Below are 26485 nucleotides of genomic sequence, written 5' to 3'. Positions count from 1 at the left end.
CAGGTGGACAAAAACTCGGGTGGGGATCGAGTCCCGGCTAGGCGCGGGTGGGCTTCGGCGACTTGTACATGTCGTCGATGACGCCTTCGAAGTCCTTCATGACCTGGGCGCGCTTGACCTTCATGGACGGGGTCAGGTGGCCGGAGGCTTCGGTGAAGTCGCTCGGCACGATCCGGAAGGACTTGATGGCCTCCGCCTGTGAGACCGACTGGTTGGCCTGGTTGATGAGCTCCTGCACGGCGGCCTTAACCTCGGCGTGCCCGGCGGCGTCGGCCAGGGATGTTTCCGCCGGCAGTCCGTGGCGCTGCAGCCAGCCCGGGAGGGCTTCCTCATCAAGAGTCACGAGGGCGCCGATGAACGGGCGGTTGTCGCCCACGACCAGTACCTGCGACACGAGCGCATCAGCCCGGATCTGGTCTTCGAGCAGTGCGGGAACCACGTTCTTGCCGCCGGCGGTGACGATGATTTCCTTCTTCCGGCCGGTAATCAGCAGGTAACCGTCCTCGTCGAGCTGGCCGATGTCGCCGGTGCGGAACCAGCCATCAGCGAACGACTCCTCGGTCAGGTCCGGGCGCTGGTAGTACCCGCGCATGACGCAGGCTCCCTTGACGAGGATCTCGCCGTCGTCTGCAATCCGGACGCTGTTGCCGGGAATCGGGGCACCGACCGTGCCGATCTTGATCCGCTCCGGCGTGTTGACACTGACGGGTGCGGTGGTTTCGGTGAGGCCGTAGCCCTCCAGGATCTGCAGGCCGATGCCCTGGAAGAAGTGGCCCAGACGCTCGCCCAGCGGGCCTCCGCCGGACACCGCATGGGCCACCTCGCCGCCCATCGCGGCGCGGAGCTTGCCGTAGACGAGCCTGTCGAAGATAGCGTGCCGGAGCTTCAGGCCCAGGCCGGCGCCGCCGGCCTGCCGTGCCCGCGAGTACGCGATCGCGGTCTCGGCGGCCTTGTGGAAAATGGCGCCCTTGCCGCCGTCCTCGGCCTTGGTGAGGGCCGAGTTGTATACCTTTTCGAACACGCGCGGAACGGCAAGGATGAACGTCGGCTTGTAGCTCTGCAGGTCAGGCAGCAGGTTCTTGATGTCAGGGGTGTGTGCCACGGTGACGCCGGCGGCCACGGCCAGGACCGAGATGAAGCGCGCGAAGACGTGCGCCAGCGGCAGGAACATGATGGTCCGGGACTGCTCGTTGACAACACCGCTCAGCGAGGTGGCGAGGGCGTTCTCGGACAGCTCCACGAAGTTTCCATGGGTGAGTTCGCAGCCCTTGGGCCGGCCGGTGGTGCCCGAGGTGTAGATGATGGTGGCGAGGTCGCGGAGTCCGGCCGAGCGGCGGCGGGCGTCGAGCTCCTCATCGCTGACGGCGGCGCCGGCCGCACGCACGGTGTCGAGCCCGTCCCCCTCCAGTTGCCACACGTGGGCCAGCGCCGCGAGGCCTTCTGTGGCGGCTGCCTGCCGGATGATGTTTTCATGATGGTCCGATTCGCCAAATGCGGCGACGGCACCGGAGTCGCCCAGGTTCCAGGCAACCTGGGAGGGTGAGGACGTTTCGTAGATGGGAACGGAAACGCCACCTGCGAACCAGATGGCGAAGTCGATGAGTGCCCACTCGTAGCGGGTCCGGGACATGATGCCCACCCGGTCGCCCGCACCGATGCCGCTGGCGATGAGCCCCTTGGCGAGGGCGGACACGTCGGCCAGAAACTCCCTGGCCCGGATGTCCTGCCATTGGCCGGCGGAATCGAGGCGCGAGAACAGGGCAGGGTTGGACGACTTTGCCGCCTGACGCAGTACAAGGTCCGTGATGTTGCTGTCCAGAGGTACGTTCGCCAAGGGCGGAACGCTGAATTCGCGCACGTTAGCTCCTTTGATATCCGTTGGCCGCAGCGGGTAGTCCTAACCTTAGTACGTCACCGGACGAGGGCCGGCAGATCCAGGTTACCCGTCAGTAACTTTACGGGGGCGGGCTGCAGGCCGCCAGTGTGCCGCACGTGTCGCTGGTGTGTCGCACCTGCGAAGACGCCCTGTGGCGACACCTAGAATGAGGGACTATGCAGCCCTCCCCGCCCAACGAGCAGCCAGCCCCGCCCCTCGATTCCGGCCTGAGCGGCCTGGCGGAGGGATGGGCGTCCCGGGGCGCGGCGTCGGGGCGCTCAAGGTCGCGGCGCCCTGTGCCGGGGTACGGCGGACAGCTGGCGGGCCGCCGCCTGTTGCGGCAGCAGCTGCGGCTGGGCCGCCGGGGACTTGCCATCGGCATCGACATTGGCGGCACCAAGGTTGCCGCCGGCGTGGTGGACGCCGAGGGCCATATCCTGCGCGAGGCCCGGCGCTCCACGCCGGGAAGCGATCCGCGTGCCGTGGAGCGCGTCATCGTGGAACTGGTTGAGGAACTGAGCGCCGGTGCCCGGATCAGATCGGTGGGCATCGGCGCCGCCGGCTGGATGGATCTCGACGGCGGTACGGTGCTGTTCAGCCCGCACCTCGCCTGGCGGAACGAACCGCTCCGCGAAAACCTGCAGCACCTGCTCCGCCGCCCCGTCATGCTGGTCAACGACGCCGACGCCGCGGCCTGGGCCGAGTGGCGCTTTGGTGCCGGACAGGGACAGGACCGGCTGGTCTGCATCACCCTCGGCACCGGCATCGGCGGAGCCATGGTGATGGACGGGCACGTTGAGCGGGGCAGGTTCGGTGTGGCGGGGGAGTTCGGCCACCAGATCATCATGCCGGGCGGACACCGGTGCGAATGCGGCAACCGCGGCTGCTGGGAACAGTACGCCTCGGGCAACGCCCTTGGCCGGGAGGCCCGGGAACTCGCCCTGGCGAACTCGCCGGTGGCCCAGGAACTGCTCAAGGCCGTCGACGGTAGCCCAGAGCGCATCACCGGAGCGACGGTAACCGAACTGGCCATCGCCGGCGACGCCGCCTCCCGTGAACTCCTCGAGGATGTTGGGAACTGGCTCGGGCTGGGGCTGGCCAACCTTGCCGCCGCCCTCGATCCCGGGAAGTTCGTGATCGGCGGCGGTCTGTGCGCCGCCGGCGAACTGCTGGTGGCCCCCGCGCGCAAGGCCTTCGCCCGCAACCTCACCGGCCGGGGATTCCGTCCGGCCGCAGAAATCGACCTGGCCGCCCTGGGGCCCAACGCCGGCCTGATCGGCGCTGCCGACCTGTCCCGGGCAAGCAGCCGCACGCACCGCTGACCCGCACGCACCGCTGACCCGCACGCACCGCTGACCGCGGCATCAGACCCGGGCGCCGTCGTCGTTCTCGTCTTTCTCCTGCGGCAGCCTCATGATCAGATACACCACAGCACCGATGAAGACGGCCACCATGCCGAGGATTGCCAGCAGCGGCGCGGAGCGCCAGAACATGGACGACAGGACCAGCGCCACCGGGGCGCCCACGGCACCCAGCCAGGCGAGCATCGTCAGCGGGTCAGTCGCCGAGAGCTTGGGGGGCTCCTCCGGGACGAACTCGCCGTCGTCCTCCTCCACGCTGTAGTCGCGCGGATCCCCGGCGCCGGCCGGAACGTCAGCCTGCCCGGACCGGGCGGTCTTCCCACGTTCGGCGGCCTTGGCCTGCTCGGCAGCCCGCTGCCGCTCGGCGGCTGACAGTTCGCGGGGCGCCCGCGGCGCCAGGCCCAACGGGTCGAAGTCGGTGAAGCGTTTCGCCGCACTTTCCGCGCCGGAACCGGCGTCCGCCTGTTCTGCCGGTGCAGAGCCTTCTGCGGGCGCAGGGCCTGCTGCCGGTGCAGGGCCGGCACCGTCGGCTGCGTCTCCGCTGGCAGCCGTGCTGTGCCGGGGACCGCCGTGATGGTGCGGGGGTCCCGGGGCGGTGGATTCCGCGGCGCCGGGGAATCCGGCGGCATCCGGAGCGGGGGTATCGTCCGTGAGCCTGGCCACCAGGTCGAGCCAGACGGCGTCGTCCTGGTTGGCACTAGGATCGGATGAATTCGAATCGGGCCTATTCATCGGTGGCGCCCTTCTTGCTGGCTGTCGCGGAGTCGGCGGATCCCTGGCGGATGTCCGCCACTACGGAGCGGATAAAGTCCACTGAGCCGCTGAAGATCTGGTCGGCATCGTGGTCCAGCGTGGCCACGTGATAACTGTTGTCGAGCCGGGTGAGCTGCAGCGGTGCGTGGGTGAGCCCGCGCCGCAGGGCCGTGATGCTGGAATCGGAAACAACGTGGTCCACGGTGGAGCGGAACACGCGCACCGGCGCTGTGATGCGGGGCAGCAGCCGGACCGTGTCCTTGAACATCTTATTCAGTTCGTGGGCCGCTGCCACGGGGGTACGCGAATATGCGCCCTCGTCGACGCCCTGTTTCCGGATGTCGTTTGCAATGGCCGGCGTGCTCTTGAGGACCAGCTTGAGGATGCCGGCCAGCGGCGCGCGGCGGTCATCGATGACCAGCCCGGGGTTGACCACGATGGCTCCGGCCACAGGCCTGGTGGCGGCGAGGCGCAACGCCAGGGCTCCGCCCATGGACAGGCCGGCGGCGAAGACGAGGTCGCACTCGGACGCGAGCTCCAGGTAGGCGGCGTCCATCGCCCCATGCCACTGCTGCCAGCGGCTGCGGGAAAGCTCCTGCCAGGTGGTGCCGTGGCCCGGCAGCAGCGGCATCCTGACGGCTAAGCCGGCATCGGCAAAGGACTGGGCCCACGAACGCAGGCTGTGCGGACTGCCGGTGAACCCGTGGGACAGGGCGATGCCGATGGACGGCCCCTCGCCGGAAAAGGCGCTGCTGAACGGGCTGTGATCGGGAACTGTGGTCATGACTTCTCCGACGGTATGTGGCTTCGGGAATGCAGCTGGAAAAACCGGGCCGAGGACTCGAAGATTTCCTGGGCGTCCGTGTCCAGCGTAGCCACGTGGCCGCTGTTCCGAAGCGGCACCACGTCGAGGGCCGCCGAGGTGAGGCGTTTCCGGATCAGGCTGAGCGAGCTCGGGGGTACTACCGCGTCATTGACCGACTTGAAGACCAGCACCGGGGCCGTGATCCGAGGCAGACCACGGATGGCGGCAGCGAACAGCCGCTTCAACTGGTGAACCGCCGCCAGCGGCGTCACTGAGTAGTCGCCGTCGTCGGTGTGGGGCGCCGTCGGATTTTCCTCCGGTATGGGCACCGTGGTCCTTTGAATGTACTTCAGCAGGCCGATGATCCGGACCCGCCGGTCGTAGAAGCTCAGGCCGGGATTGACGACGGCGACGCCCGCTACGCTGTGGCGGGACGCGGTGAGCAGGGCGATCGCACCGCCCATCGAGAGGCCGGCCACATAGCATTCGTCTGTCCTGGCGGCCAGGTCCAGATATGCCGATTCGAACGCGCCGTGCCACTCGCGCCATCCTGTCCTGGCAAGATCCTGCCAGCTGGTCCCGTGCCCGGGGAGGAGTGGAACAGTGACGGCGAAGCCGCGCGCGGCCAAGTGTTCGGCCCACGGCAGGATGCTGAGGGGGCTACCGGTGAAGCCGTGGGAAATCGCGATTCCGATCCGCGCATTGGGTCCGTGTCCCGCGTAGCTGAAAGCCGCGGGCCTTGTACGGTCGCTGCTTTCTGTCATGGAACCATCGTGTCACTGTTCCGGACAATTCTCACTAGAGTTAGGGTTGCATTGCAGTGCCGCCGGGCCCTCTGAACGCCCCGGCGGTAGCCTTCCGGAGAGGTACGACACGTGTTCTATTGGGTCATGAAGCGGATCTTCCTGGGGCCGGTGGTCCGCACTCTTTTCCGGCCGTGGGTCAAGGGGCTGGACAACATCCCGTCCGAGGGTGCGGCCATTATTGCCTCCAACCACCTCTCATTTTCGGACTCGATCTTCATGCCGCTGATGGTGCCGCGGCCCGTCATTTTCCTGGCCAAATCCGAGTACTTCACGGGCACCGGGCTCAAAGGCCGGCTGACCGCCATGTTCTTCCGGCTGACCAACCAGCTCCCCATGGACCGTTCCGGCGGGGCGGCCTCGGCGGCCTCACTCGAGGCGGGCATGGACGTACTGACGCACGGGGGGCTGCTGGGCATCTACCCCGAGGGCACACGCAGCCCCGACTCACGGCTGTACCGCGGGAAGGTGGGGGTGGCGCGGCTGGCCCTCAAGGCCGGCGTCCCCGTCATCCCGGTGGCGATGATCGGCACGGAAAAGGTCCAGCCCATCGGCAAACGCCTGCCGAACATCCGCCGGATCGGCATGATCTTCGGGAAGCCGCTGGACTTCAGCAGGTATGAAGCCCTGGCGGAGGACCGGCTGATCCAGCGGTCCGTCACGGACGAGATCATGTACGAACTCATGCGGCTCTCCGGACAGGAATACGTGGACGAGTACGCCTCGGTGGTCAAGCTCAGGCTGGCGGGGAAGCCAGGCGAAGAGCCGGGGGACGCCGGTTCGTCCCGGTCCGCCTAGGTGGCGGTGCCGGACCGCATCTGTGACGGCGCGGCCGGGCGCATGACAGTCCGGGTGTCCCGAAGCCCGTCCGGCCATCTACTCTTAGTAATGTGACTGAGCTATCTGCAAAACCTGCCTCTTCCCTGACCAGCACTTCACAGAGCGGTGCTGCCAACTATCCGGGACTCGACAACTGGCGGGACCTTCCCATCTCGCAGCAGCCGAGCTGGCAGGACTCCGAGGTCTTCAACGCATCCGTCAAGGAACTGTCGGCGCTCCCGCCGCTCGTTTTCGCCGGTGAGGTGGACATCCTGCGCGAGCGTCTTGCCGCCGCAGCCCAGGGCAGGGCCTTCCTGCTCCAGGGCGGTGACTGCGCGGAGACCTTTGAGGGTGCCACGGCGGACAAGATCAGCGCCCGCGTGAAAACGATCCTGCAGATGGCGGTGGTCCTCACTTACGGTGCGGCGATGCCCGTCATCAAGATGGGGCGCATGGCCGGCCAGTTTGCCAAGCCGCGTTCGTCCAACGACGAGACCCGCGACGGCGTGACGCTGCCGGCCTACCGCGGCGACATCGTGAACGGCTACGACTTCACCCCCGAGTCGCGGGCCCACGACGCCAGCCGCATGCTGCGCGCCTACCACACCTCCGCTTCCACGCTGAACCTCATCCGGGCCTTCACCCAGGGCGGCTTTGCGGATCTCCGCCTGGTCCACACCTGGAACAAGGGCTTCACCGAGAACCCTGCCCACGCGCGCTACGAGTCGCTCGCACGCGACATAGACCGTGCCATCAAGTTCATGGCATCCTGTGGCGCCGACTTTGAAGCCCTCAAGCGGGTTGAATTCTTTGCCAGCCATGAGGCACTCCTGCTCGACTACGAACGTGCCCTGACCCGCATCGACTCCCGTACCGGCCTGCCCTACGGCACCTCCGGCCACTTCCTGTGGATCGGCGAGCGTACCCGCGAACTGGACCACGCCCACGTGGACTACCTGTCCCGGGTCCGCAACCCGATCGGCGTCAAGCTGGGCCCGTCCACGTCCGGTGACGACGCGCTGCGCCTCATCGACAAGCTGGACCCCAACCGCGAACCCGGCAGGCTCACCTTCATCACCCGCATGGGTGCCGGCAACATCCGCGAAAAGCTCCCCGCGCTCGTGGAGAAGGTCACCGCCTCCGGCGCCCAGGTCCTGTGGGTTACGGACCCGATGCACGGCAACACCGTCACCTCACCCAACGGCTACAAGACCAGGAATTTCGACGACGTCATTGACGAGGTGCGCGGGTTCTTCGAAGTGCACCATGCCCTGGGGACGGTTCCGGGCGGCCTGCACGTCGAGATGACGGGGGATGACGTCGCCGAGTGCCTCGGCGGAGCCGACCCCGTCGACCAGGAAGCGTTCCTCGACCGCTACGAGTCGGTCTGCGACCCCAGGCTGAACCACATGCAGTCGCTGGAGATGGCGTTCCTTGTGGCGGGCGCCCTGACCCGTCGCTAAGCGGCGCTGCGGCACACCTGACTGCACCAAGAAAGACCGGCCCCGGGAATTCCCGGTGCCGGTCTTTTCGTTCGTCGTCCCGGCTACACCACGGTGAGGGTGATGACAGAGCCTTCGGGCACCTCGGTGTCCACAGGATCCTGGTCCCGCACCGTGCCGAAAAATCCGCCGAGGATTTCGTTGACGCGGACTTCGAACCCGCGCTTCTCCAGGGCTTCGCGGGCCACCCGGACCTGCTTGCCGATATAGTTGGGCACCTTCACGAGCTTGGGTCCCTCGGAAATCGTCAGCGTCACCGTTTGGCCTCTGGTCAGGGTCCCTGAAGCAGGGTCCTGGCTGACCACTGCGCCCTTCGGAACGGCCTTGTCGTGTACCGTTTCGTCGGCGAAGACCGCTTTCAGTCCGGCCGCCTCGATGGCACGGAAGGCGGCGTCCTGGTCCTGTCCGCGCACGTCCGGCACCGGTATGGGCTGCGGGCCCTTCGAGACAGTGAGGCTTACCGGCGTCCCGTGCCGCACGGCGGTTCCCGGCGCCGGAGCCTGGCCCAGCACCGTGCCGGCAGGGACCTCCTCGTCGAACTTTTCCGTGATCTTGCCGAGCGCCATCTCGGCACCGCTGAGTGCTTCCTTGGACGCCGCGAGCGTCTTGCCGGCCAGTTGGGGCAGCGGAAACAGCTGCGGCCCCTTGGACACGAACAGCGAAACCTGCTGGAATTTGCGGATTTCCGTGCCGGCGTCCGGTTCCGAACCCACCACGAGTCCGGCCCTGACGTCGTCGTCGAACACGTCCTGGGTGCTGGACTGGAAACCTGCGTCCCGGAGCAGTTGCTGCGCCTCAGCCACGGTCCTGTTCGCCACGGCCGGCACGGTGCCGGGGGAGCCCGGTCCCATGCCGAAGAACCACCCCGCCCCCGTGGCCAGAAGGGCCAGGATCACCAGGACCACAATCCAGAGCGCGCCCCTGCGCCGGGAATTGCCCTCCCGGAGCGTGCGGACGGGAGTGGCCGCGGCGCGCGACCGCTCTTTTTGTTCGTGGCGGTCCAGCTTCCGCTGCTCCCGCTTGTTCAGGGGCAGCGGGGCCGCCTCCCTGTCGTCGTCGTCGAATCCGTACGGCGGCAGGACCGGCCGTCGCGTTGAAGAGGCCGGTGTTGAAGAGCCGGGTGTTGAAGAGGCCGGTGTTGAAGAGCCGGGCGTTGAAGAGACAGGTGCGGACAGCACGGTGGTCGGGTTGCTGGTGCGTGAAATGACCTCGGTCGGGCGGGCCGGGTAGCCATCATCTGCGTGAATCGGCGCCAGCAACTCGGTGTGGTTTGCCTGATCACCCCGTGAAGCCTGTGTTCCCGGGCCTCCCTGGACGCCCTGGGTGGGCGGGCTTTGCGGCACGCGGGACGGCATCCGGGCGGGTGCGGGGGGCGCACCCAAGCCGCGCGGCCCGGCGTCGTGAGCCGCACTTGCCGCCGCGGCCGCCTGAACCGCTGCTGGGGGCTGCAGATCCAGTTCGGAGTCGGTGAGGTTGGTCCGGATATGACGGAGTTCCGCCAGCAGGGCGTTGCCGTCCACCGGCCGTTGCTCAGGGTCGCTGGCGGTGCACCACTGCACGAGTTCGTCCACTTCCCCAGCGAGGCCTGGAGCCAGGGCGGAGGGGGCGTCCACGGCGGAATTCACGTGCTGGTAGGCCACCTGGATGGGGACCTCGCCGTCGAAGGGCTGGCGTCCCGTGAGCATCTCGAACAGCATGATGCCAGTGGAGTAAATGTCACTTCGTGCGTCGGCCGGCTTGCCGAGGACCAGTTCGGGCGAGAGGTACGCGACGGTGCCGATCAGGGCACCTGTGCTGGTTGACGTCGTCACGGCACGCGCGAGGCCGAAGTCGCCGATCTTGATCCTGCCATCGTCGGCGATCAGGACGTTCTCCGGCTTGACGTCGCGGTGGATCAGGCCGGCGGCATGGGCGGCCCCCAGGCCCTCCACCACCGGATCAATGAGTGCCAAGGCCAGCCGGGGGGACAGGGCACCCTTGCTGTTGATGACGTCGCGGAGGGTGTGCCCCTTGATGTACTCCATCACGAGGTAGGCGGTGTCTCCGTCGTGTCCCTGGTCGAGGACGCCCACCACATGCGGGTGTGAAAGCTTCGCGGCTGCCCGTGCTTCGCGGGCAAGGCGGTCGAGGAAATTGCCGTCGTTGACCAGGTGGGGATGCAGGACCTTCAGGGCAACATCACGGTCCAGCCGCTGGTCCGTGGCCACATAAACGGTGGACATCCCGCCCCGCGCCAACCTGGACTTCACCTGGTATCGGTTGTCCACCAGTGACCCGACGAGACTGCCTAAAGCGTTTTCCTGCACTCTTCGATACTAAGTGCTGCACGGAAACGGGTCCGAATCAACATGCGATCCGGACCCGTATCGTTATCCTCCCGGGGCTCGGGCAGCCCGGCCCCGGCGCCAGTTGAGGACCTCAGCTGAAGGTCTTGCGGTGTGCCTTGATGGCTGCGACGTAGTGCTTGGTGTCCGTGTACATGCCGTGCTTGTTGACCGAGTACTGGCCCTGGTAGTAGCCGGCGATGGCGTAGTCCAGGTTCTTGCTGGTGCGGATCAGCTGGCGGATGATTGCGATGCCGGCGGTCGCATTGTCGTACGGGTCAAGAAGGTTCAGCTTCCGGCCCACGAGGTCCGATGCCCATTCGCCGGAGGAGGGGATGACCTGCATGGTGCCGATGGCGTTGGCCGGTGACACTGCACGCTGGTTGAACCCGGATTCCTGGTACGCGAATGCCTGCGCCAGCGCCGGATCCACGCCCATCCGCCGTGCCGTGTCCGCCACGATGGACTGCATCTGGGCCAACGACGGAACCGGCGAGGCGTTGAGCAGGGCCTTGTTCTTGTTGGCCGAACTCACCACGGCTGCCGGGTAGGTGTAGCCGAGGAAGGAACTGGGCACGAGCGGCGTGACGCTGGATGCCGGCTGGACGGAGCCGGCCTTCCCGGGGATGGCGAGCTTCTGGCCGGGGTAGATGATGCTGGAGACCTTCAGCCGGTTCGCCGACAGGATGTCCGCGAGCTTGACGCCGTGCCTGGCTGCGATGCCGGACAGCGTGTCTCCGGACTTGATGACGTAGGAGGCTGACCGGGTGGCGGCCGGTGCCGCAGCCTTGGCCGGCGTGGCCGCAACAGCCGTGCCGGCACCAAGCCGGATCTTCTGGCCCGGGTAGATGATCGATGTCACCTTGAGCCCGTTCCAGCTGAGCACCTGGGAGAGCCTGACGCCGTGCCGCCCGGCGATGCCGCCCAGCGTATCGCCGGACTTGACCGTGTAGGTCCGCGCAGCGCTGCTGGCGGGCGCCGCAGCCGTCCTGGCGGCCGGAGCCGCGGCCACCTTCAGCTTGATCCGCTGCCCGGGGTAGATCACGGAGTTCGACTTCAGGTGGTTGAGCTTCAGCACGGCAGAGGTGCTCAGCCCGTACCGGCCGGCGATGCCGCTGACCGTGTCCCCGCGGACCACAGTGTGGGCCGTCGGTGCGATGCGGGTGGGCTGAAGGCCCGACGGGATCGCGGCCGGTACCGATGCCGCAGGGATGATGCCTGCTTTGACTGCTGCTGCCTGGGCCTCGATGGCGGCGGCGAGTGTCGCGGGTACGGTTTTGGGCCGGGTATCGGCCACGGCGGGCTGGGCGACCGCAAGGGAGGAAAGCATGACGGCAGGGAGCGTGGCCGTCGTGGCCGCGATCAGGGGCAGGCCCGGCCGGGGTGACTGCTTGGTGGAGCGGGTCGTCGTCATGGGAAAGATCCTCTTCTCAGCGGCGAATGCTGTCGGTCAGGCCAGTTGCTCGTGATACCAATGTTACTAAAGTTAATTGTGTTGCGAATGTTATCTATGTGAATCTCTCACGATTTGCCGGTTAGCACAAGAATTGGATTTGAGCCGGAAAATCTGCCCGGCTGGGAGTGTCGCGCTCGAAAATGGCGCGGGCGCAGACGCGCGCTGTTCCGACTAGGCTTGCGGGCGCCCGCCGTGGCAACCTTGACCCGTGAGTACTGTAGAAACCCTTGTAGGCGACTGGCTGCCACTGCCCGACGTTGCCCAGTTGCTGGATGTGTCCATTACCAAAGTCCACGGGCTCCTTGACGAGCGCGCGCTGGCGGCCCTGCGGATCGGCGAACGCCGGATCCGGTCGGTACCCGCGGCTTTCCTCCAGGACGGCCACGTCGTGGACAGTCTCAAGGGCACGATTGTGGTGCTGGCAGACGCAGGCTTCTCGGATGAGGAGCTCATCGGCTGGCTTTTTACCCCTGACGAGTCACTGCGCGGGCGGCCCATTGATGCCCTCCGTGAGGGGCGCAAGACCGAAATCCGCCGTCGGGCCCAGTCCCTGGCCTGGTAGCTACCCGGGTAAGAAAAATCTGGCCTGGCAGCTGACCAGGCCTGTAACGGGAACCCAGCCTGACAAACGGGCCGGGCGCGCCTATTAGGCGGCCCGGCTCACTGTCGCCTCGGCCAACCGCCGCAGCGCGGTCTTGGGGAGGTCGTCCAGGGGCAGCACCTCGAGGGCTGCGTAGGCCGCCGCTCCGAATTCCTCGATCAGCACTTCCGTGGCCTGCAGCGCCCCGCAGTCCGCGATGATCCGGCGGATTTCGGCCACGTCTTCCTCGCTCAGCTCGGGGCTGCCAAGCTTTGAGTCGATGAACGAGGACTCCTCGGGGGTGGCCAGATCCAGGGCGAAGGCCACGAGGACGGTCCGCTTGCCTTCCCGAAGATCGTCTCCTGCGGGCTTGCCGGTTGTGACCGGGTCGCCGAAGACGCCCAGGACGTCGTCGCGAAGCTGGAAGGCCTCGCCCAGGGGGAGCGCGAAGGCGGAGTAGCCCCGGAGCAGTTCGTCCGATGCCCCGCCAAGCGCCCCGCCCAGGGCGAGCGGATGCTCCGTCGAGTACTTGGCCGACTTGAAGCGGATGATCGACTGGGCCCGGCTGACGGCGCCGGCGCGGTCCCGGACCGGACCGGCCACCTCTTCAAGGATGTCCAGGTACTGGCCGGCCATGACCTCCGATCGCATCAGGTTGAAGATCAGCCTTGCCCGGCTTCCTGAGGCCGCCGTTTCGCCGATGTCGGTGAAGGCTTCCTCGCTGAAGGACAGGCAGAGATCGCCGGCCAGGATGGCTGCGGCGTGCCCGAAGCGTTCACTGTCGAGGGCCCAGCCCTGGGACTCGTGGAGCTGGCTGAACCGGCGGTGCACGCTGGGTCCGCCGCGGCGCGTGTCCGACCGGTCGATGATGTCGTCGTGGATCAGGGCCGCGGCCTGGAAAAGCTCCAGCGCGGCGCCCGCTGTGATGATGTCCTCTGCCGAGGACGGGCCACCTGCTCCGCGCCATCCCCAGTAGCACATGAGGGCGCGCAGCCGCTTTCCGCCGGTGACCAGGTTGGAGATGGACCCCATGATGGGGTCGATGTCGGGCGAGATCGCCGTCATGATCGACTGCCGGGTAGTCAGAAAGTCCGTGAGCTTTCCCGCGACGGCGGCCACGAAGTCCGCCTGCTCCACGCGAAGCTGCTCGGCCACCATCACTTGACGGAGTCCGGCGTCACGTTGGCGCCGATGGTGAAGGTGGAAACTCCGCCGGTTGCGGGGACAGCGATGTTGACTGTCTCGCTTCCCGCCCGCACGAAGTCCTTGGACGCCACACTGCCCACCGTGTTGCCGGGCACGGCCTTGAAGCCCTGTGCTTCCAGGGCCTTGGTGTAATAGGCGACGACGGCGGCCGGCTTGGCGGCGGTCGAGCCCACCAGGGCGGCGGTGGCCGGGGATGTTGACTTGTCGAAGCTGCTTGCCACCACTTTCGCCCCTGGCATCACGGGTAGAAGCTTTGACGGGAAGCCGGCGACGAGCGCTCCCACGGTGGCTGACGTGCCCGGCGTTGCGCTCGGGCCGGCGGTTGCGGCCGCGGACGCCGTGGCAGTCGCCATTGCGGACGAGGGGGTGGGTGCCGTTGCTGCGGGCGCTGCGGAGCCGGGTGCCTGTGCCGTGCAAGCTGACGCCGCCGCCACTATGGCCGCGCCAGCGGCGAGCAGCCCAAGGCGGGCAGGCATGAGCGTTCCAATGACCTTCACAGGTGCGGTCCTCCTGGATGTTGGTGCCGGATTCAGCCTCCAGTTTAGTCAGGTGCAGGGCATAGGATTGCAGGTGTGGGGCCGGACGAAGACAAAGAGCAGGCGGAAGCGCGGCTGCGGGAGCTCCGGCGGGCGAGCATCATGCACGTCGACATGGACGCGTTTTTTGTCTCGGTGGAACTTCGCGGCCGCCCGGATCTGCGCGGCCGGCCGGTCATAGTGGGCTTCCCGGCGGAGCGTTCCGTTGTGCTTTCCGCTTCGTATGAGGCCCGCAAGTTCGGCGTGAAATCCGCAATGCCCATGGCCGTGGCCCGCCGGCTGTGTCCGCAGGCCACCATCATCGAGCCCAGGCACAAGCTGTACTACGAAGTGTCCGGCCAGCTAATGGCCATATTCGGGTCCATCACGGAGCTCGTTGAGCCGCTCAGTGTTGACGAGGCATTCCTTGACGTCGGCGGCGCAATACGCAGGCTCGGTCCGCCGCTGGAGATCGGGCAGCTGATCCGGCGACGGGTCGCCAGCGAGCTCGGCATCACTGCGTCGGTGGGGATTGCCGCCAGCAAGTTCGTTGCCAAGATCGCCTCCACCCGGTGCAAGCCGGACGGCCTGCTGCTCATCAGGCCGGAACAGACCGTGCCATACCTGCACAGCCTTCCGGTCAATGCCCTGTGGGGTGTCGGGGGAAAGACGGCGGAGGTGCTGGCCCGAATGGGTATCCGCACCGTGGCGGACGTGGCCGCGACGCCGGTTTCCTCGCTCAAGAAGGTGCTGGGCGCCACCGGCGAGCACGTCCACCGGCTCTCCTGGGGTATCGATGGCCGGGCGGTCACCCCCGTTCGGGTTGAGAAAAGCATCGGAGCAGAGGAGACGTTCGCCGCGGACACGGCGGACGATGCCCTGCTGCACAGGGAGCTTCTGCGCCTGTCCCACCGCACAGCCGAGCGGCTCCGCGCTTCCGGGCTGGTGGCCCGGACGGTGGCGCTCAAGCTGCGGTACGCCGATTTCTCCACCGTGACCCGAAGCCGCACCGTCCACACGCCACTGGACAGCGCACAGCTTATCTATGCCGTGGCCATCCAGCTGCTGGAGTCGCTCGGCAGCCGGCCTTTGACGGTCCGGCTGGTGGGTGTCCGTGCGGAGCAGCTTGAAGCGGCCGCCCAAACGTCACTTCAGCTGAGCCTGGACAGGCGCGACGATAACTGGCGTGCCGCTGAACAGGCACTGGACAAAGTGGCGGAGAAATTCGGCAGCAAGTCCGTGCTTCCGGCCCGGCTGCTCGAGCCGGGGAGCGGCAACTCCCGGCGTGATCCCGCCTGACGTGATTCCGGCGACATCGGCCTGGGCGGGAAAACGTGTTCATGGCCGCAGATCCGTGTCAGTTCAAGGCACCAGGCACTGTTGCCGCCCGTGAACAGCGTCTTTCAGAACAGCGCCCAACAAACTATCCTTATAGATACAAAGATTTCGAACGTCTGGACATGTGTGGATCACCTGACCCGCCGCGTCAGTATGCTTGAATTCCTGGATCTGCCGAGGTTGGCAGGCCGGGAACCTGGATAGCATGCCGGTCGTTGACGAGGCAGGAACAACCGGTTCCGGCCTGTCTGGACGTTGGCCTACTTAAGGAGGTCGTGATGCCGCTCTCGGAGCACGAACAGAAGCTGCTCGAGCAACTCGAGAGGCAACTGCATGAGGACGATCCCAAGTTCGCCAATTCCATGGGCTCGGATCCCGGCCGCAGCTGGTCCACCCGGCACATCGTGATTGGCGTACTGGCCACATTGGCCGGGGTGCTGCTCCTCCTGGTGGGGGTCTCCCTCCAGAACATTTTCGTAGGGGTCCTCGGGTTCGTCGTCATGGGTGCCGGAGTTTACTTTGCCACGATGCGCAGCGTTGCGGCCGGCAAAGCAAAGACCGGCGGCCATGGCCGCAAGTCTAAGAGCAAGAGCTCCTTTATGAACAGCCTCGAAGAGCGATGGGACGAAAGGCGCCGCGGGGAGTCCTGAGCCCGCGCTCCACTTCCCGCCACCTCCGCTTCGTACCACCCTCCACATCGCACCACCGGGCCATCCCCGGTGGGCGCCAATACCCAGGAATGACCCGCTGCGGCGGGTCATTCCGCTTTAAGCCGCAGACCAGGTGCCCGGACCGGTGCTCCGTGGTCCCGTCTCGCACGACCGCCGCCGGGGGTCCGGCGCAATTCCCCTCCACTTTCCACCCCCGGCCAAAATCCCCGCCATTCCGCGGAAGAATGTTTGTCCAAACTGCAGAGAAATGCCCGCGCCGCGTTGACTGTGGGGAGAAGTGGAGTAAAGTGGAGCGCGTAAGAGGGTAGTGGCAGCGCGGGGGTTGTTCGGCTTCTGACGGCAGACGGGCGGTGGGACGTGTTCCTTGGGACACACTCGCCGCGTCTTGACGAAAAGGGCAGGATCATTCTTCCCGCCAAGTTCCGTGAGGAGCTTGCCGGCGGACTTGTTCTCACGCGAGGCCAGGAGCGCTGCATCTACGTCTTCAGCGAGCAGGAATTCGCGAGGGTACACGAGCAGATCCGGGAGGCTCCGATCTCCAACAAGCAGGCTCGTGACTACATCCGGGTTTTTCTCTCTGGAGCCTCGGACGAGGTACCTGACAAGCAGGGGCGCGTGACCATACCTCCCGCGCTCCGGGAGTACGCAGGGCTCGGCAGGGAGTTGGCCGTTATCGGGGCCGGCACCCGCGCGGAGATCTGGGACGCCCAGGCCTGGGACGCGTACTTGGCGGAGAAGGAAACCTCCTTCTCTGAAACCGACAACCCCATCGCCGGCATCCTTTAGGCCGGCCCGAATCCATTGCGTTTCTTGGTCGAGATCTCCAGCCGCCCATCCTTGACGACTACCTGGCTCACTTCCCCGGAGCCAGGCAGTCCAGGGGATAGGCGCGGATGGGGATCTGGCCCAAGAAACCACCCGGTTCAAGAAACCACCCGAGGCGCTGAAGGAAGGACGAAGGCGTGACAGAACCCGACCAGCCGAAGCCTACGTCTGAACGCCATGTGCCGGTCCTGAAGGACCGGTGCATCAATCTTTTGGCGCCCGGATTCGAGGCGGCACGCCAGCGCGGCGAGACCCCGGTAGCCATCGATGCCACGCTCGGCATGGGCGGGCACTCCGAAGCCATGCTTCAGCGCTTTCCTGACCTGCACCTCGTGGGTATCGACCGTGACGAGGAAGCACTGGCACTGGCAGGTGAACGGCTCCAGCACTTCGCTGACCGCACCGACCTCGTCCACGCTGTTTACGACGAAATCGCCGAGGTGCTTGAGGACCTGGGCATTCACGAGGTCCACGGCATCCTGATGGATCTTGGGGTCTCGTCCCTGCAGCTCGACGAGCGCGAACGCGGTTTCGCCTACTCCTTTGACGCCCCCCTGGACATGCGGATGGACACCAGCCGCGGCCAGACGGCGGCGGACGTGGTTAACACCTACAGCGAAGAGGACCTGGTCAGGATCATCCGGAAGTGGGGCGAGGAAAAGTTCGCTGGGCGCATCGCCAACAGGATCGTCAACGCCCGGGCAACAAAGCCCTTCACCACCACGGGGGAACTCGTCGAACAGATCCGCGCGGTGGTTCCCGCCGCCGCTGCCAAGTCCGGCGGTCACCCGGCCAAGCGAACCTTTCAGGCGCTGCGCATCGAGGTCAACGAGGAACTCGAAGTCCTCGAGCGTGCGGTTCCGGCGGCGGTGGACGCCATCGCGCTCGGCGGCCGGATCGTGGTGATGTCCTACCACTCCCTGGAAGACAAGATCGTCAAGGGCGTCTTCCAGACCCGCTCCAAATCGTCAGCTCCGCTGGGATTCCCGGTGGAGCTTGAAGAACACAAGGCCGAACTCAAAACCCTGACCAAAGGCACCGAGGTGCCTACCGCCGTCGAGATCGCAGAGAATTCGCGTGCAGCATCAGCCCGGCTGCGCGCAGTGGAACGCATCAGAGCCAGGAGAGCAACATGAGCGCAGCAGCTGCCAAGACCCTCGCCCTTCCGTCCGGCCCGAGCGTCCAGGACATAGAGGCCGGACTTCCGGGTTCGGCCCGCAAGGCGCGCACCCCGCTGTCCCTGGTCCGGTCCGCACCGAGGAAGCGGCGTGCGCCCTTTGTTGTTCTCTGCTTCGGCATGCTGGCGGCCGCGCTGATCGCCGTGCTGGTGCTCAACATCTCCGTTTCCACGGCCCAGTACCAGCTGGTCAAGCTCCGTGCCGAGCAGACTGCCCTCACCAAGCAGAACCAGGATCTGACACAGCAGGTGCAAAACTTCGAGGCTCCCCAGAATCTGGCCGCCAAGGCCGCAGAATTGGGAATGGTTGCTTCCACCGGCAAGGGACAGATCGACCTTTCCACGCTGACCGTCAGCGGGGATGCCAAGCCGGCGGTTAAGGGCGACTCGGCAGGAGCGGTGATCGCTGCCCCTGCCGTCCCGGGTCAGCTGAATGTGGTCCCGCCCGCCAGCTCGGGCGAACCGCTGGCAAGCCGGGCGCCCGCTGCCGGTGAAGGAGCTGCTGCCCAGCCGGAGACCCCGGCGGCTGCCAAGCCGGCCGAGCCCGCAGCGGCTGCCAAGCCGGCCGCCCTTAACGGGGGCACCGTTCCGGCGCCGCAGCAAAAGACGCCGGGGCAGTAGGGCAGAAACAGGCGGCTGATGGCCCGCATGGCAAGCAGTAGGGGATGAGCGTGGCGCAAGGCAAGAGCAAAGCAAGCAAGAAAAAGGCTGCTAACGCCACCAAGAGGCTCCGCCTCGGACTCAGCATCATGCTCGCACTGCTGGTGGTCGTTGGCGGGAAGCTCTTCCTGGTGCAGGGACTGGACGTCGGCGGCATGGCCGAAGCTGCACTGGACAACCGGCTGCGCCCCACCGTGCTGCCGGCCGAACGCGGCAGCATCCTGGACGCCAACGGAACCGTGCTGGCCAACAGCGTTATCCGCTACAACATCACCGTTGACCAGTCTGTAAACACCAAGACCGAATCGTTCAAGCGGCTTGAAAAGGTGGACGGCAAGGACGAGCTGGTCACTGTGTCCCGCGACCAGGGGATCGCCGAGCTGGCCGCCGTACTGGGCATGGACGTCGAGGACGTGCGCAAATCCGTCACCGGAACCAGGACCTACTACATTGTGGCCAAGGACCTCCGGCCTGACGTCGAAAACCGCGTTTCGGACCTGCAGATACCCGGCATCTTCTCGGAGGGCACCAGCAAGCGTGTCTACCCGAACGGCTCGGTGGCCGGCGGCATCGTGGGCTTCCTGGAGAACGGGACCACCGGCCAGGCCGGCCTCGAACAGACCCAGGACGAGATACTGCGCGGCACCCCGGGCAAGCGCGTGTTTGAAATCGGCGCCGACGGCCTCCGCATTCCCGTGGGCATCGACGAACTGACGCCCGCGCAGGACGGCAAGGACGTCAAGCTCACCCTGAACTCCGATCTCCAGTATTTCGCCCAGCAGGCCATCCAGACCCAGGCAGACAAACTCAGCGCCGAGTGGGGGGTCATCATCGTTTCGGACGTGAAGACCGGGAACATCATCGCCATGGCCGACACCGACACACCCGACCCCAACGATCCCGGCAAGGTTGCGGCGAAGGACCGCGGCGTCCGCTCCGTCACCGCAGCGTACGAGCCCGGATCTGTTGAGAAGCCCCTGACGGCTGCCGCGCTGATCCAGGAGGGCAAGTCCAGCCCGCTGGACAGGTTCACCATTCCGCCGTCCCTGGTGATCGACGGCCAGCAGTTCGATGACTCGTTTTCGCATGGAACGGAGCAACGGACACTGGCGGGCATCATCGGGTACTCCATGAACACCGGGACCGTGATGGCGGGGAGCCGCCTGACCAAGGACCAGAGGCATGACTGGCTGCAGAAGTTCGGCATCGGCGAGGCTCCGGACATCGGACTTCCGGCGGAGGCCAAGGGCATTCTGACTCCGGCAGCCCAGTGGGATGACCGGCAGCAATATACAGTCCTCTTTGGCCAGGGCGTTTCCCAGTCGACGCTGCAGACGGTGCGCGCCTACCAGACAATCGCCAATGGCGGGGTCATGCTGCAGCCCCGCCTGATCGACAGCTACATCAGTCCTGACGGCACCGAGGAGAAGGTGCCGGCCAAACCGTCCCGGCAGGTCATCTCCAAGGACACCTCGAAGCAGGTCAGGGACATGCTCGAAAGCGCCGTCACCGAGGGTGAAATCAAGGAAGCCGCGATCGACGGTTACCGTGTGGGGGCCAAGACCGGAACCTCCGAATCGCCGTGCGATGACGGTACGGCCGGCTTCTGCGGCTACACCGCCTCGATCCTGGGGATGGCGCCGATGGACGATCCGCGGTTTATTGTGGAGGTGGTTCTGCAGCGTCCCAAGGGGTCCATTTATGGCATCACCAACGGGCCCGTGTTCCGCTCGGTCATGGGCCAGGCACTGCGGACGTACAACGTTCCGCCGTCCAAGGGCACGCCTGTCAGGCTGCCGCAGTACGCCAAATAGTCCCAGTACGCCAAATAGCCCCAGTACGCCAAAGAGCCCAGTACGCCAAGTAACGCCCGCCAAGAAAGGCCGCGGTACACCTGAACAAACAGTTCTGTCGTGTCCGTTGGTCCACTAGCACCAACGGAGATTCAGTTGTCACAGCACCATGACCCCGGCACTGCCGACGCCCCGGAGGGGCCGGCATCCAAGAGCGGCTTCCGGCCCACCGCCGTCGCCGCCGTCGAACTGGGTGTCATCGGCCAGTCAGTGGGCGTTGCGGTGCCCGGAGCCTCCGAATCCGTTCAGGTCACCGGCATCTCGCTCGACTCCCGGGCCGTGGAACCCGGGGACCTGTACGTTGCCCTGCCCGGGGCGGCCCGGCACGGTGCGGACTTCACGAGGACGGCAATCGAGTCCGGTGCGGTGGCGGTGGTGACGGACGACGCCGGCGGGAAACTCCTTGCCCTCGGATCCGACATCGCCGTGCCTGTGCTGGTGGTGGCCGAGCCCCGCGGTGTGGTGGGGCGCCTGTCCCGGCTGATCTACCGGAGCCAGGACGCCGACCTCCCCGGCCCCTCGATGTTCGGCGTGACGGGAACCAACGGCAAAACCACCACCACGTACTTCATCAACGCCATGCTGCAGGCGATGGGCAAGAAGACCGGACTCATCGGCACCATCGAGATCCTGGCCGGCGGGGACCCGATCCCCAGCCTCCTGACCACGCCCGAATCCACCGATGTCCACGCCCTGCTGGCCCTCATGCGGGAACGCGGGCTCGACGCCGCATCCATGGAAGTCTCTTCGCACGCGGTGTCCTTCCGCCGCGTGGACGGCGTGGTCTTCGACGTCGTCGGTTTCACCAACCTCACCCAGGACCATCTGGACCTGCACGGCACCATGGAGGAGTACTTCCAGACCAAGGCGGAGCTCTTCACCGCCGATCGTGCCCGTGCCGCCGTCGTGACGGTCGACGACGAATGGGGACGGCGGCTTGCCGCCCAGACAGAGCTTCCGGTCACCACCCTCGCCACCCTCCCGCCCGGCAGCGGGCCCGTGGCCGAATCGCCGGCGACCGAACCGGCAGCCGCGGACTGGACGGTCACGCATACGTCGCCCCGCGGCCTCGGCACGGAATTCACCCTCCGCGGCCGGGACGGTACGGAACTCCGGGTCCACACGGGCTTGCCCGGGGCCTTCAACGTCTCCAATGCGGCGCTGGCCCTGGCCATGGTGCTCGCCGGTGGTGCAGATCCCGCCGAAGTGCAGGCAGCACTCGATGCCAAAGATCCCTTCACCGTGGCGGTGCCCGGCCGCATGCAGCTGGTCTCCGCCCGGCCGGCTGCCGTGGTCGACTTCGCGCACAACACGGATGCGCTGGCACGTGCCCTGGAAGCCCTCCGGTCCCCGGAGCCCGCGTCCAGGGTGATCGTGGTTTTCGGTGCCACCGGCCAGCGCGACCAGGGCAAGCGCCCTGCCATGGGTGCCACCGCCGCGCGGCTTGCCGACGTCGTGATTGTCAGCGATGACGACCCCCACGACGAGGACGCCGCCGCGATCCGCGCCGAGGTGCTGGTAGGCGCCACGGATGCCAAGGAAGCCGAGCAGCTGGACTGCAGGATCATGGAAGTCTTCCCGCGTGATGCTGCCATCCGTGAAGCCGTCAACCTGGCGGCTCCGGAGGACACCATCCTGATTGCGGGACGCGGGCATGAAGTGTGGCAGGAGGTCAAGGGCGTGAACCTTGCCCTCGACGACAGGGTGGAACTACGGAACGCCTTGACGGCACGAGGATTCACCGTTCTCCAAGACGACGGGATAGAGTCCTAGACCGACATGATTGAACTAACTGCGGCGGAAATCGCCGAAATCACCAACGGCCGGCTGCTTGCCGACCCCGACGTCACCCCGGGATCCGTGGTGACCGACTCGCGGGAGGCCGTTGCCGGCTCCCTCTATGTCGCCAAACCGGGCGAGAGCGCAGACGGGCACAGCTTCGTGGCCGCGGCCTTTGACCGCGGCGCGGTGCTGGCCCTCACCGAACGCGAAATCAAGGACGACGCCGGCCGGAACTATCCGTCGGTTGTCGTCGATGATGCGGTGCTGGCCATGGGCGCACTGGCGGCGGAGGCCATCCGGCGGATCCGGCGCCACCGCGAGGCGGCCGGCGAGCAACTGACGGTCATCGGCATCACCGGTTCTGCCGGTAAAACCACCACCAAGGACCTGCTGGCAGGCATCCTGTTGGCGGAAGCGCCGACCGTTGCGCCCCAGGGTTCGTACAACGGCGAGGTCGGCGTGCCCCTCACCGTCTTCCAGGCGGGCTTTGACACCCGGTTCCTGGTCATCGAGATGGGCGCCACCGGCATCGGACACATCCGCTACCTGGCCGACATGGTCCGGCCCGAGATCGGCGTAGTGCTGGGCGTGGGAACAGCCCACGCAGGAGAATTCGGCGGCGTGGACAACATCGCTGCCGCCAAGGGCGAACTCGCCGAGGCGCTGCCCGCGGAGGGCACTGCCGTGCTGAACCTTGACGACTTCCGGGTCGCTCCCATGGCCGCGCGGACCCGGGCGGGTGTTCTGGGCTTCTCCTCCCGCGATGCCGACCCGGACGCTCCTGCCGTCCGGGCCGCAAACCTGGACACCAACGCCGCAGGCAACCCGGAGTTCGACCTCGAAGTGCCGGGGGAGCCCACCGTCAGGGTCACCAGCAAACTCATTGGCGAGCACCACGCGGCGAACCTGCTCGCCGCCGCAGCTGCCGCGCACGCGGCCGGCATTCCGGCCGACCGGATCGGCGCCTCACTGAGCTCCCAGTCCGCGGCCAGCCGCTGGCGCATGGAGCGGACCGAACGGCCCGACGGCGTCACTGTCATCAACGACGCATACAACGCCAACCCTGAATCCATGCGGGCGGCCCTGCGCACTCTGGCCGACCTGGGCCGCGGCCGCCGCACTTGGGCCGTGCTCGGTGCCATGCTGGAACTCGGCGAGGATTCCATCCGCGAGCACACCGCCGTCGGCACCCAGGTGGTGCGGCTGAACATCTCCCGCCTCCTGGTGGTGGGCCGGGAAGCGCGTTCGCTGTATGTTTCCGCAGTGCAGGAAGGGTCCTGGGGGGATGAGTGCCTCTTCGCAGAGACTGTTGACGAAGCCTACGAACTGCTCCAGGAACAGCTCGAACCCGGCGACCTGGTGCTCTTCAAGTCCTCCAACAGCGTGGGACTGCGCCATTTGGGTGATCGGATAGCATTACCCCCACATGCCACCCCCACAACTGCCAATGAAGGGAGCGAGCTGCTGTGATTGCACTTCTGATCGGCGCTGGCCTGGCCCTGCTGCTGGCACTGGTTGGCACGCCGCTGTTCATCCGCCTGCTGGTCCACAAGAGCTACGGCCAGTTCATCCGCGATGACGGACCGACCTCGCACCACACCAAACGCGGCACGCCCACCATGGGCGGCACCGTGGTGGTGGGCGCCGTCCTGCTGAGCTACGGCCTGACCCACCTCATCATGTGGCTCATGAACCCCCGCTCGCCCGGGCCGTCGGCCTCGGCGCTCCTCCTGCTGTTCCTCATGGTGGGAATGGGCCTGGTGGGCTTCCTCGACGACTTCATCAAGATTTCACGGCAGCGCAGCCTCGGCCTGAACGCCAAGGCCAAGCTGATCCTCCAGGCGGCGGTGGGCATCATCTTCGCCGTGATGGCGCTCTACTTCCCGGACGCTGACGGTCTCACGCCGGCGTCCACCAAGATCTCGCTGGTCCGCGACATCCCGTGGCTGGACCTCGCGTTCGGCGGCACCGTGCTCGGTGCGATTCTCTTCGTGGTGTGGTCAAACCTGATCGTGACTGCCGCCACGAATGGCGTCAACCTCACGGACGGCCTGGACGGGCTGGCCGCCGGCGCCGCGATCATGGTCTTCGGCGCCTACACGCTCATGGGCATCTGGCAGAGCAACCAGGCCTGCGGCTCGCCCCGCGAGGCAGGCAGCGGCTGCTATTCCGTCCGGGATCCCCTGGACCTCGCGCTTCTCGCCGCCATCATGAGCGCCGCACTGGTGGGCTTCCTGTGGTGGAACACCTCACCGGCCAAAATCTTCATGGGCGACACCGGCTCCCTGGCGATCGGCGGCGCCATCGCAGGGTTGGCCATCCTCTCCCGCACCGAACTGCTGCTTGCCTTCATCGGCGGCCTGTTCGTCCTCATCACGCTCTCCGTCATCATCCAGGTGGGCTACTTCAAGGTGACCAAGGGCAAGCGCTTCTTCAAGATGGCGCCACTGCAGCACCACTTCGAACTCAAGGGCTGGGCGGAAGTGACCGTGGTGGTCCGGTTCTGGATCCTGGCGGGCCTGTTCGTCGCCGCGGGTCTTGGCATCTTCTACGCAGAATGGGTGGTCCTGCTGTGAACAGTTCCGAACCCCACACCGAGGCAACCGGTCCTGCCGCAACCGGTCCGGTCCGGCTCAAAGACCTGGTCAGCTGGGACTCCGACTGGGCGGGGCTGCGCGTCGTGGTCACCGGGATCGGCGTCTCGGGCTTCGCCGCCGCGGACACGCTGATCGAGCTTGGTGCCCGCGTGGTGGTGGTTGACGGCGCCACCACGGAAACAGCCCAGTCCAAGGCGGACACGCTGCGGATCGTCGGAGCGGCCGACGTGCTCCTCGGGGAGGAAGCCGTCCGCACGCTGCCAAAGATCGATGGCCTGAAACCGGAACTCGTGGTCACCTCGCCCGGCTGGCGCCCGGACCAGGCCCTGCTCGCAGCTGCCGCCCGCGCCCACATCCCGGTCTGGGGCGACGTGGAACTCGCCTGGCGCCTGCGCGTCCGCGAGGGCCGCAAGACGGCCGACTGGCTCACCATCACCGGCACGAATGGCAAAACGACGACGGTCGGCCTGACCGAGTCCATGCTGCGGGCCGCCGGGCTGAAGGCGATCGCGGTGGGCAACGTCGGCACGCCGATCCTCGATGCCCTGCGTGACCCGGTGGAGTACGACGTCTTCGCCGTGGAGCTCTCCAGCTTCCAGCTGCACTGGTCCGACTCCGTGTCGGCGGTGGCCAGCGTGTGCCTTAACGTTGCCGAGGACCACGTTGACTGGCACGGCTCCTACGAGTCCTATCTCGCCGACAAAGCCAAGATCTACGAAAACACCCAGAAGGCCTGCATCTACAACGACGAGCAGATCGAAACCGAACGCATGGTGGAAGACGCGGACGTGGTGGAGGGCTGCCGCGCCGTAGCCTTCACCACCCTCACGCCGGCCATCAGCATGCTCGGCGTCGTGGAGGGCCTGCTCGTGGACCGGGCCTTCATCGCCGAACGGAAGGACAGCGCCGTCGAACTGGCGTCCATGTCCGACCTCGGCCCGGTGGCCCCCCGCCACATGGTGGCCAACGCCCTGGCTGCGGCGGGCCTGGTGCGGGCCTACGGCGTCAGCCCAGAGCACGTGCGCGAAGGACTGCAGGCCTACATCCCCGGAAGCCACCGGATCCAGCCGGTCGCCAAACAACACGGCGTCCTCTGGATCAACGACTCCAAAGCCACGAACCCGCACGCCGCCTCCGCCTCCCTGGCCGCCTTCGAACCGGTGGTGTGGATTGCCGGGGGCCTGTCCAAGGGCGTCAGCTACGACGACCTGGTCCGCGACCATGCGCGCCGCCTGAAGGCCGTGGTGCTGATCGGCAAGGACACGGCATCACTGGAAGAGTCCCTGCAGCGACACGCACCGGATGTCCCCGTCATCCGGCAGGCGGCAGGCCACACTGAAATTGTGCAGTCAGCCGGAACCGGACATGACGCCGCACCGGATTCAGTCGAAACCGGGGAGGCTGTGATGGCACGGGCCGTCGCATCGGCGGCACAGCTGGCCGCCTCTGGTGACACTGTGCTGATGGCCCCGGCTGCTGCATCCATGGATCAGTTCTCTTCCTATGCTCACCGTGGCGACGCCTTCATTGCAGCGGTCCGCGAGCTCGTGGAAGGGGAAGCCCGGACCGGCAAGGAGTAAGA

Annotated in this window: 22 protein-coding genes; 14 read left to right on the top strand and 8 right to left on the bottom strand. The window is 66.6% G+C overall.

Annotation, left to right across the window (positions count from 1 at the left end; genetic code table 11):
• Positions 1-37: 37 nt before the first annotated feature.
• Positions 38-1858, bottom strand: coding sequence for an AMP-dependent synthetase/ligase (locus tag ACFRAU_RS15995; RefSeq protein ID WP_378000654.1), 1821 nt, complete (start codon positions 1856-1858; stop codon positions 38-40).
• Positions 1859-2052: 194 nt separating this feature from the next.
• On the opposite strand from ACFRAU_RS15995, the gene ACFRAU_RS15990 reads away from it, so the two are divergent.
• A complete protein-coding gene (locus ACFRAU_RS15990; RefSeq protein WP_378000653.1) occupies positions 2053-3198 on the top strand; it encodes an ROK family glucokinase in 1146 nt (381 codons plus the stop codon).
• Positions 3199-3240: 42 nt separating this feature from the next.
• Here ACFRAU_RS15990 and ACFRAU_RS15985 read toward each other — a convergent pair whose 3' ends face one another.
• Genes ACFRAU_RS15985 through ACFRAU_RS15975 form a run of 3 tightly spaced genes read right to left on the bottom strand, consistent with a single transcriptional unit; the run spans position 3241 to position 5559 of the window.
• The gene (locus ACFRAU_RS15985) at positions 3241-3969 is read right to left on the bottom strand and encodes a hypothetical protein (protein WP_378000652.1); all 729 of its coding nucleotides are present in this window, start codon (positions 3967-3969) and stop codon (positions 3241-3243) included.
• Positions 3962-4774, bottom strand: a complete 813-nt coding sequence (locus ACFRAU_RS15980) for an alpha/beta hydrolase (RefSeq protein ID WP_378000651.1) — start codon at positions 4772-4774, stop codon at positions 3962-3964. The genes ACFRAU_RS15985 and ACFRAU_RS15980 overlap by 8 nt, the downstream gene beginning before the upstream one ends.
• Entirely contained in the window at positions 4771-5559 is a 789-nt protein-coding gene (locus ACFRAU_RS15975; protein WP_378000650.1) for an alpha/beta hydrolase, read from the bottom strand. Before ACFRAU_RS15975 ends, ACFRAU_RS15980 begins: the two co-directional genes overlap by 4 nt.
• A 111-nt stretch (positions 5560-5670) precedes the next feature.
• Between ACFRAU_RS15975 and ACFRAU_RS15970 the strand changes: the two genes are divergently transcribed.
• Entirely contained in the window at positions 5671-6396 is a 726-nt protein-coding gene (locus ACFRAU_RS15970; protein ID WP_378000649.1) for a lysophospholipid acyltransferase family protein, read from the top strand.
• Between the two features lie 92 nt (positions 6397-6488).
• Positions 6489-7880 carry a class II 3-deoxy-7-phosphoheptulonate synthase gene (locus ACFRAU_RS15965; protein WP_378000648.1) on the top strand — a complete coding sequence of 464 codons (1392 nt, stop codon included), beginning with the start codon at positions 6489-6491 and terminating at the stop codon, positions 7878-7880.
• A gap of 83 nt (positions 7881-7963) precedes the next feature.
• Here ACFRAU_RS15965 and ACFRAU_RS15960 read toward each other — a convergent pair whose 3' ends face one another.
• Both ACFRAU_RS15960 and ACFRAU_RS15955 read right to left on the bottom strand, forming a co-directional pair.
• On the bottom strand, positions 7964-10225 hold the full coding sequence (locus tag ACFRAU_RS15960; RefSeq protein ID WP_378000647.1) for a PASTA domain-containing protein: 2262 nt from the start codon (positions 10223-10225) through the stop codon (positions 7964-7966).
• A gap of 112 nt (positions 10226-10337) precedes the next feature.
• The gene (locus tag ACFRAU_RS15955; protein WP_378000646.1) at positions 10338-11657 is read right to left on the bottom strand and encodes a LysM peptidoglycan-binding domain-containing protein; all 1320 of its coding nucleotides are present in this window, start codon (positions 11655-11657) and stop codon (positions 10338-10340) included.
• A gap of 250 nt (positions 11658-11907) precedes the next feature.
• On the opposite strand from ACFRAU_RS15955, the gene ACFRAU_RS15950 reads away from it, so the two are divergent.
• Positions 11908-12261, top strand: a complete 354-nt coding sequence (locus ACFRAU_RS15950; RefSeq protein ID WP_236807971.1) for an Rv2175c family DNA-binding protein — start codon at positions 11908-11910, stop codon at positions 12259-12261.
• Positions 12262-12345: 84 nt separating this feature from the next.
• Here ACFRAU_RS15950 and ACFRAU_RS15945 read toward each other — a convergent pair whose 3' ends face one another.
• On the bottom strand, positions 12346-13440 hold the full coding sequence (locus ACFRAU_RS15945; protein ID WP_378000645.1) for a polyprenyl synthetase family protein: 1095 nt from the start codon (positions 13438-13440) through the stop codon (positions 12346-12348).
• Positions 13437-13961, bottom strand: coding sequence for a hypothetical protein (locus ACFRAU_RS15940; RefSeq protein ID WP_378000644.1), 525 nt, complete (start codon positions 13959-13961; stop codon positions 13437-13439). The genes ACFRAU_RS15945 and ACFRAU_RS15940 overlap by 4 nt, the downstream gene beginning before the upstream one ends.
• Before the next feature lie 96 nt (positions 13962-14057).
• Between ACFRAU_RS15940 and dinB the strand changes: the two genes are divergently transcribed.
• From dinB to murD, 10 genes are all read left to right on the top strand, one after another.
• A complete protein-coding gene (gene dinB / locus ACFRAU_RS15935; protein WP_378000643.1) occupies positions 14058-15299 on the top strand; it encodes a DNA polymerase IV in 1242 nt (413 codons plus the stop codon).
• A gap of 317 nt (positions 15300-15616) precedes the next feature.
• Entirely contained in the window at positions 15617-15988 is a 372-nt protein-coding gene (locus tag ACFRAU_RS15930) for a DUF3040 domain-containing protein (protein ID WP_377996124.1), read from the top strand.
• Positions 15989-16366: 378 nt separating this feature from the next.
• Positions 16367-16795, top strand: coding sequence for a division/cell wall cluster transcriptional repressor MraZ (mraZ, locus tag ACFRAU_RS15925; protein WP_377996125.1), 429 nt, complete (start codon positions 16367-16369; stop codon positions 16793-16795).
• Positions 16796-16971: 176 nt separating this feature from the next.
• A complete protein-coding gene (gene rsmH, locus ACFRAU_RS15920; RefSeq protein ID WP_378000642.1) occupies positions 16972-17970 on the top strand; it encodes a 16S rRNA (cytosine(1402)-N(4))-methyltransferase RsmH in 999 nt (332 codons plus the stop codon).
• Entirely contained in the window at positions 17967-18632 is a 666-nt protein-coding gene (locus tag ACFRAU_RS15915) for a hypothetical protein (RefSeq protein WP_378000641.1), read from the top strand. The genes rsmH and ACFRAU_RS15915 overlap by 4 nt, the downstream gene beginning before the upstream one ends.
• Before the next feature lie 44 nt (positions 18633-18676).
• A complete protein-coding gene (locus ACFRAU_RS15910) occupies positions 18677-20485 on the top strand; it encodes a peptidoglycan D,D-transpeptidase FtsI family protein (RefSeq protein ID WP_377996128.1) in 1809 nt (602 codons plus the stop codon).
• A 135-nt stretch (positions 20486-20620) separates the two neighbouring features.
• Positions 20621-22297: a UDP-N-acetylmuramoyl-L-alanyl-D-glutamate--2,6-diaminopimelate ligase gene (locus ACFRAU_RS15905; protein WP_378000640.1), complete on the top strand. Its 1677-nt coding sequence runs from the start codon at positions 20621-20623 to the stop codon at positions 22295-22297.
• Between the two features lie 6 nt (positions 22298-22303).
• On the top strand, positions 22304-23776 hold the full coding sequence (murF, locus tag ACFRAU_RS15900) for a UDP-N-acetylmuramoyl-tripeptide--D-alanyl-D-alanine ligase (RefSeq protein WP_378000639.1): 1473 nt from the start codon (positions 22304-22306) through the stop codon (positions 23774-23776).
• Complete coding sequence (gene mraY / locus ACFRAU_RS15895) at positions 23773-24882, top strand: phospho-N-acetylmuramoyl-pentapeptide-transferase (protein WP_377996131.1); 1110 nt, start codon at positions 23773-23775, stop codon at positions 24880-24882. Before murF ends, mraY begins: the two co-directional genes overlap by 4 nt.
• Entirely contained in the window at positions 24864-26483 is a 1620-nt protein-coding gene (gene murD, locus ACFRAU_RS15890; protein WP_378000638.1) for a UDP-N-acetylmuramoyl-L-alanine--D-glutamate ligase, read from the top strand. The genes mraY and murD overlap by 19 nt, the downstream gene beginning before the upstream one ends.
• Positions 26484-26485 lie beyond the last annotated feature (2 nt).

The sequence above is a fragment of the Arthrobacter sp. NPDC056691 genome (genome assembly GCF_042791415.1).
Classification (GTDB): domain Bacteria; phylum Actinomycetota; class Actinomycetes; order Actinomycetales; family Micrococcaceae; genus Arthrobacter.
Note: the sequence above shows the minus strand (reverse complement) of the source record. Positions and strands in the feature narration are given on the sequence as shown.

Bases quoted from the DNA above. Each gene is read 5' to 3' on its own strand.
- ACFRAU_RS15910 (WP_377996128.1), top strand. From the start codon at position 18,677: ATGAGCGTGGCGCAAGGCAAGAGCAAAGCAAGCAAGAAAAAGGCTGCT.
- murF (WP_378000639.1), top strand. From the start codon at position 22,304: ATGATTGAACTAACTGCGGCGGAAATCGCCGAAATCACCAACGGCCGG.
- ACFRAU_RS15915 (WP_378000641.1), top strand. From the start codon at position 17,967: ATGAGCGCAGCAGCTGCCAAGACCCTCGCCCTTCCGTCCGGCCCGAGC.
- ACFRAU_RS15975 (WP_378000650.1), bottom strand. From the start codon at position 5,559: ATGACAGAAAGCAGCGACCGTACAAGGCCCGCGGCTTTCAGCTACGCG.
- ACFRAU_RS15980 (WP_378000651.1), bottom strand. From the start codon at position 4,774: ATGACCACAGTTCCCGATCACAGCCCGTTCAGCAGCGCCTTTTCCGGC.
- ACFRAU_RS15940 (WP_378000644.1), bottom strand. From the start codon at position 13,961: ATGCCTGCCCGCCTTGGGCTGCTCGCCGCTGGCGCGGCCATAGTGGCG.
- ACFRAU_RS15990 (WP_378000653.1), top strand. From the start codon at position 2,053: ATGCAGCCCTCCCCGCCCAACGAGCAGCCAGCCCCGCCCCTCGATTCC.
- murD (WP_378000638.1), top strand. From the start codon at position 24,864: ATGGGTGGTCCTGCTGTGAACAGTTCCGAACCCCACACCGAGGCAACC.
- ACFRAU_RS15955 (WP_378000646.1), bottom strand. From the start codon at position 11,657: ATGACGACGACCCGCTCCACCAAGCAGTCACCCCGGCCGGGCCTGCCC.
- ACFRAU_RS15930 (WP_377996124.1), top strand. From the start codon at position 15,617: ATGCCGCTCTCGGAGCACGAACAGAAGCTGCTCGAGCAACTCGAGAGG.
- ACFRAU_RS15985 (WP_378000652.1), bottom strand. From the start codon at position 3,969: ATGAATAGGCCCGATTCGAATTCATCCGATCCTAGTGCCAACCAGGAC.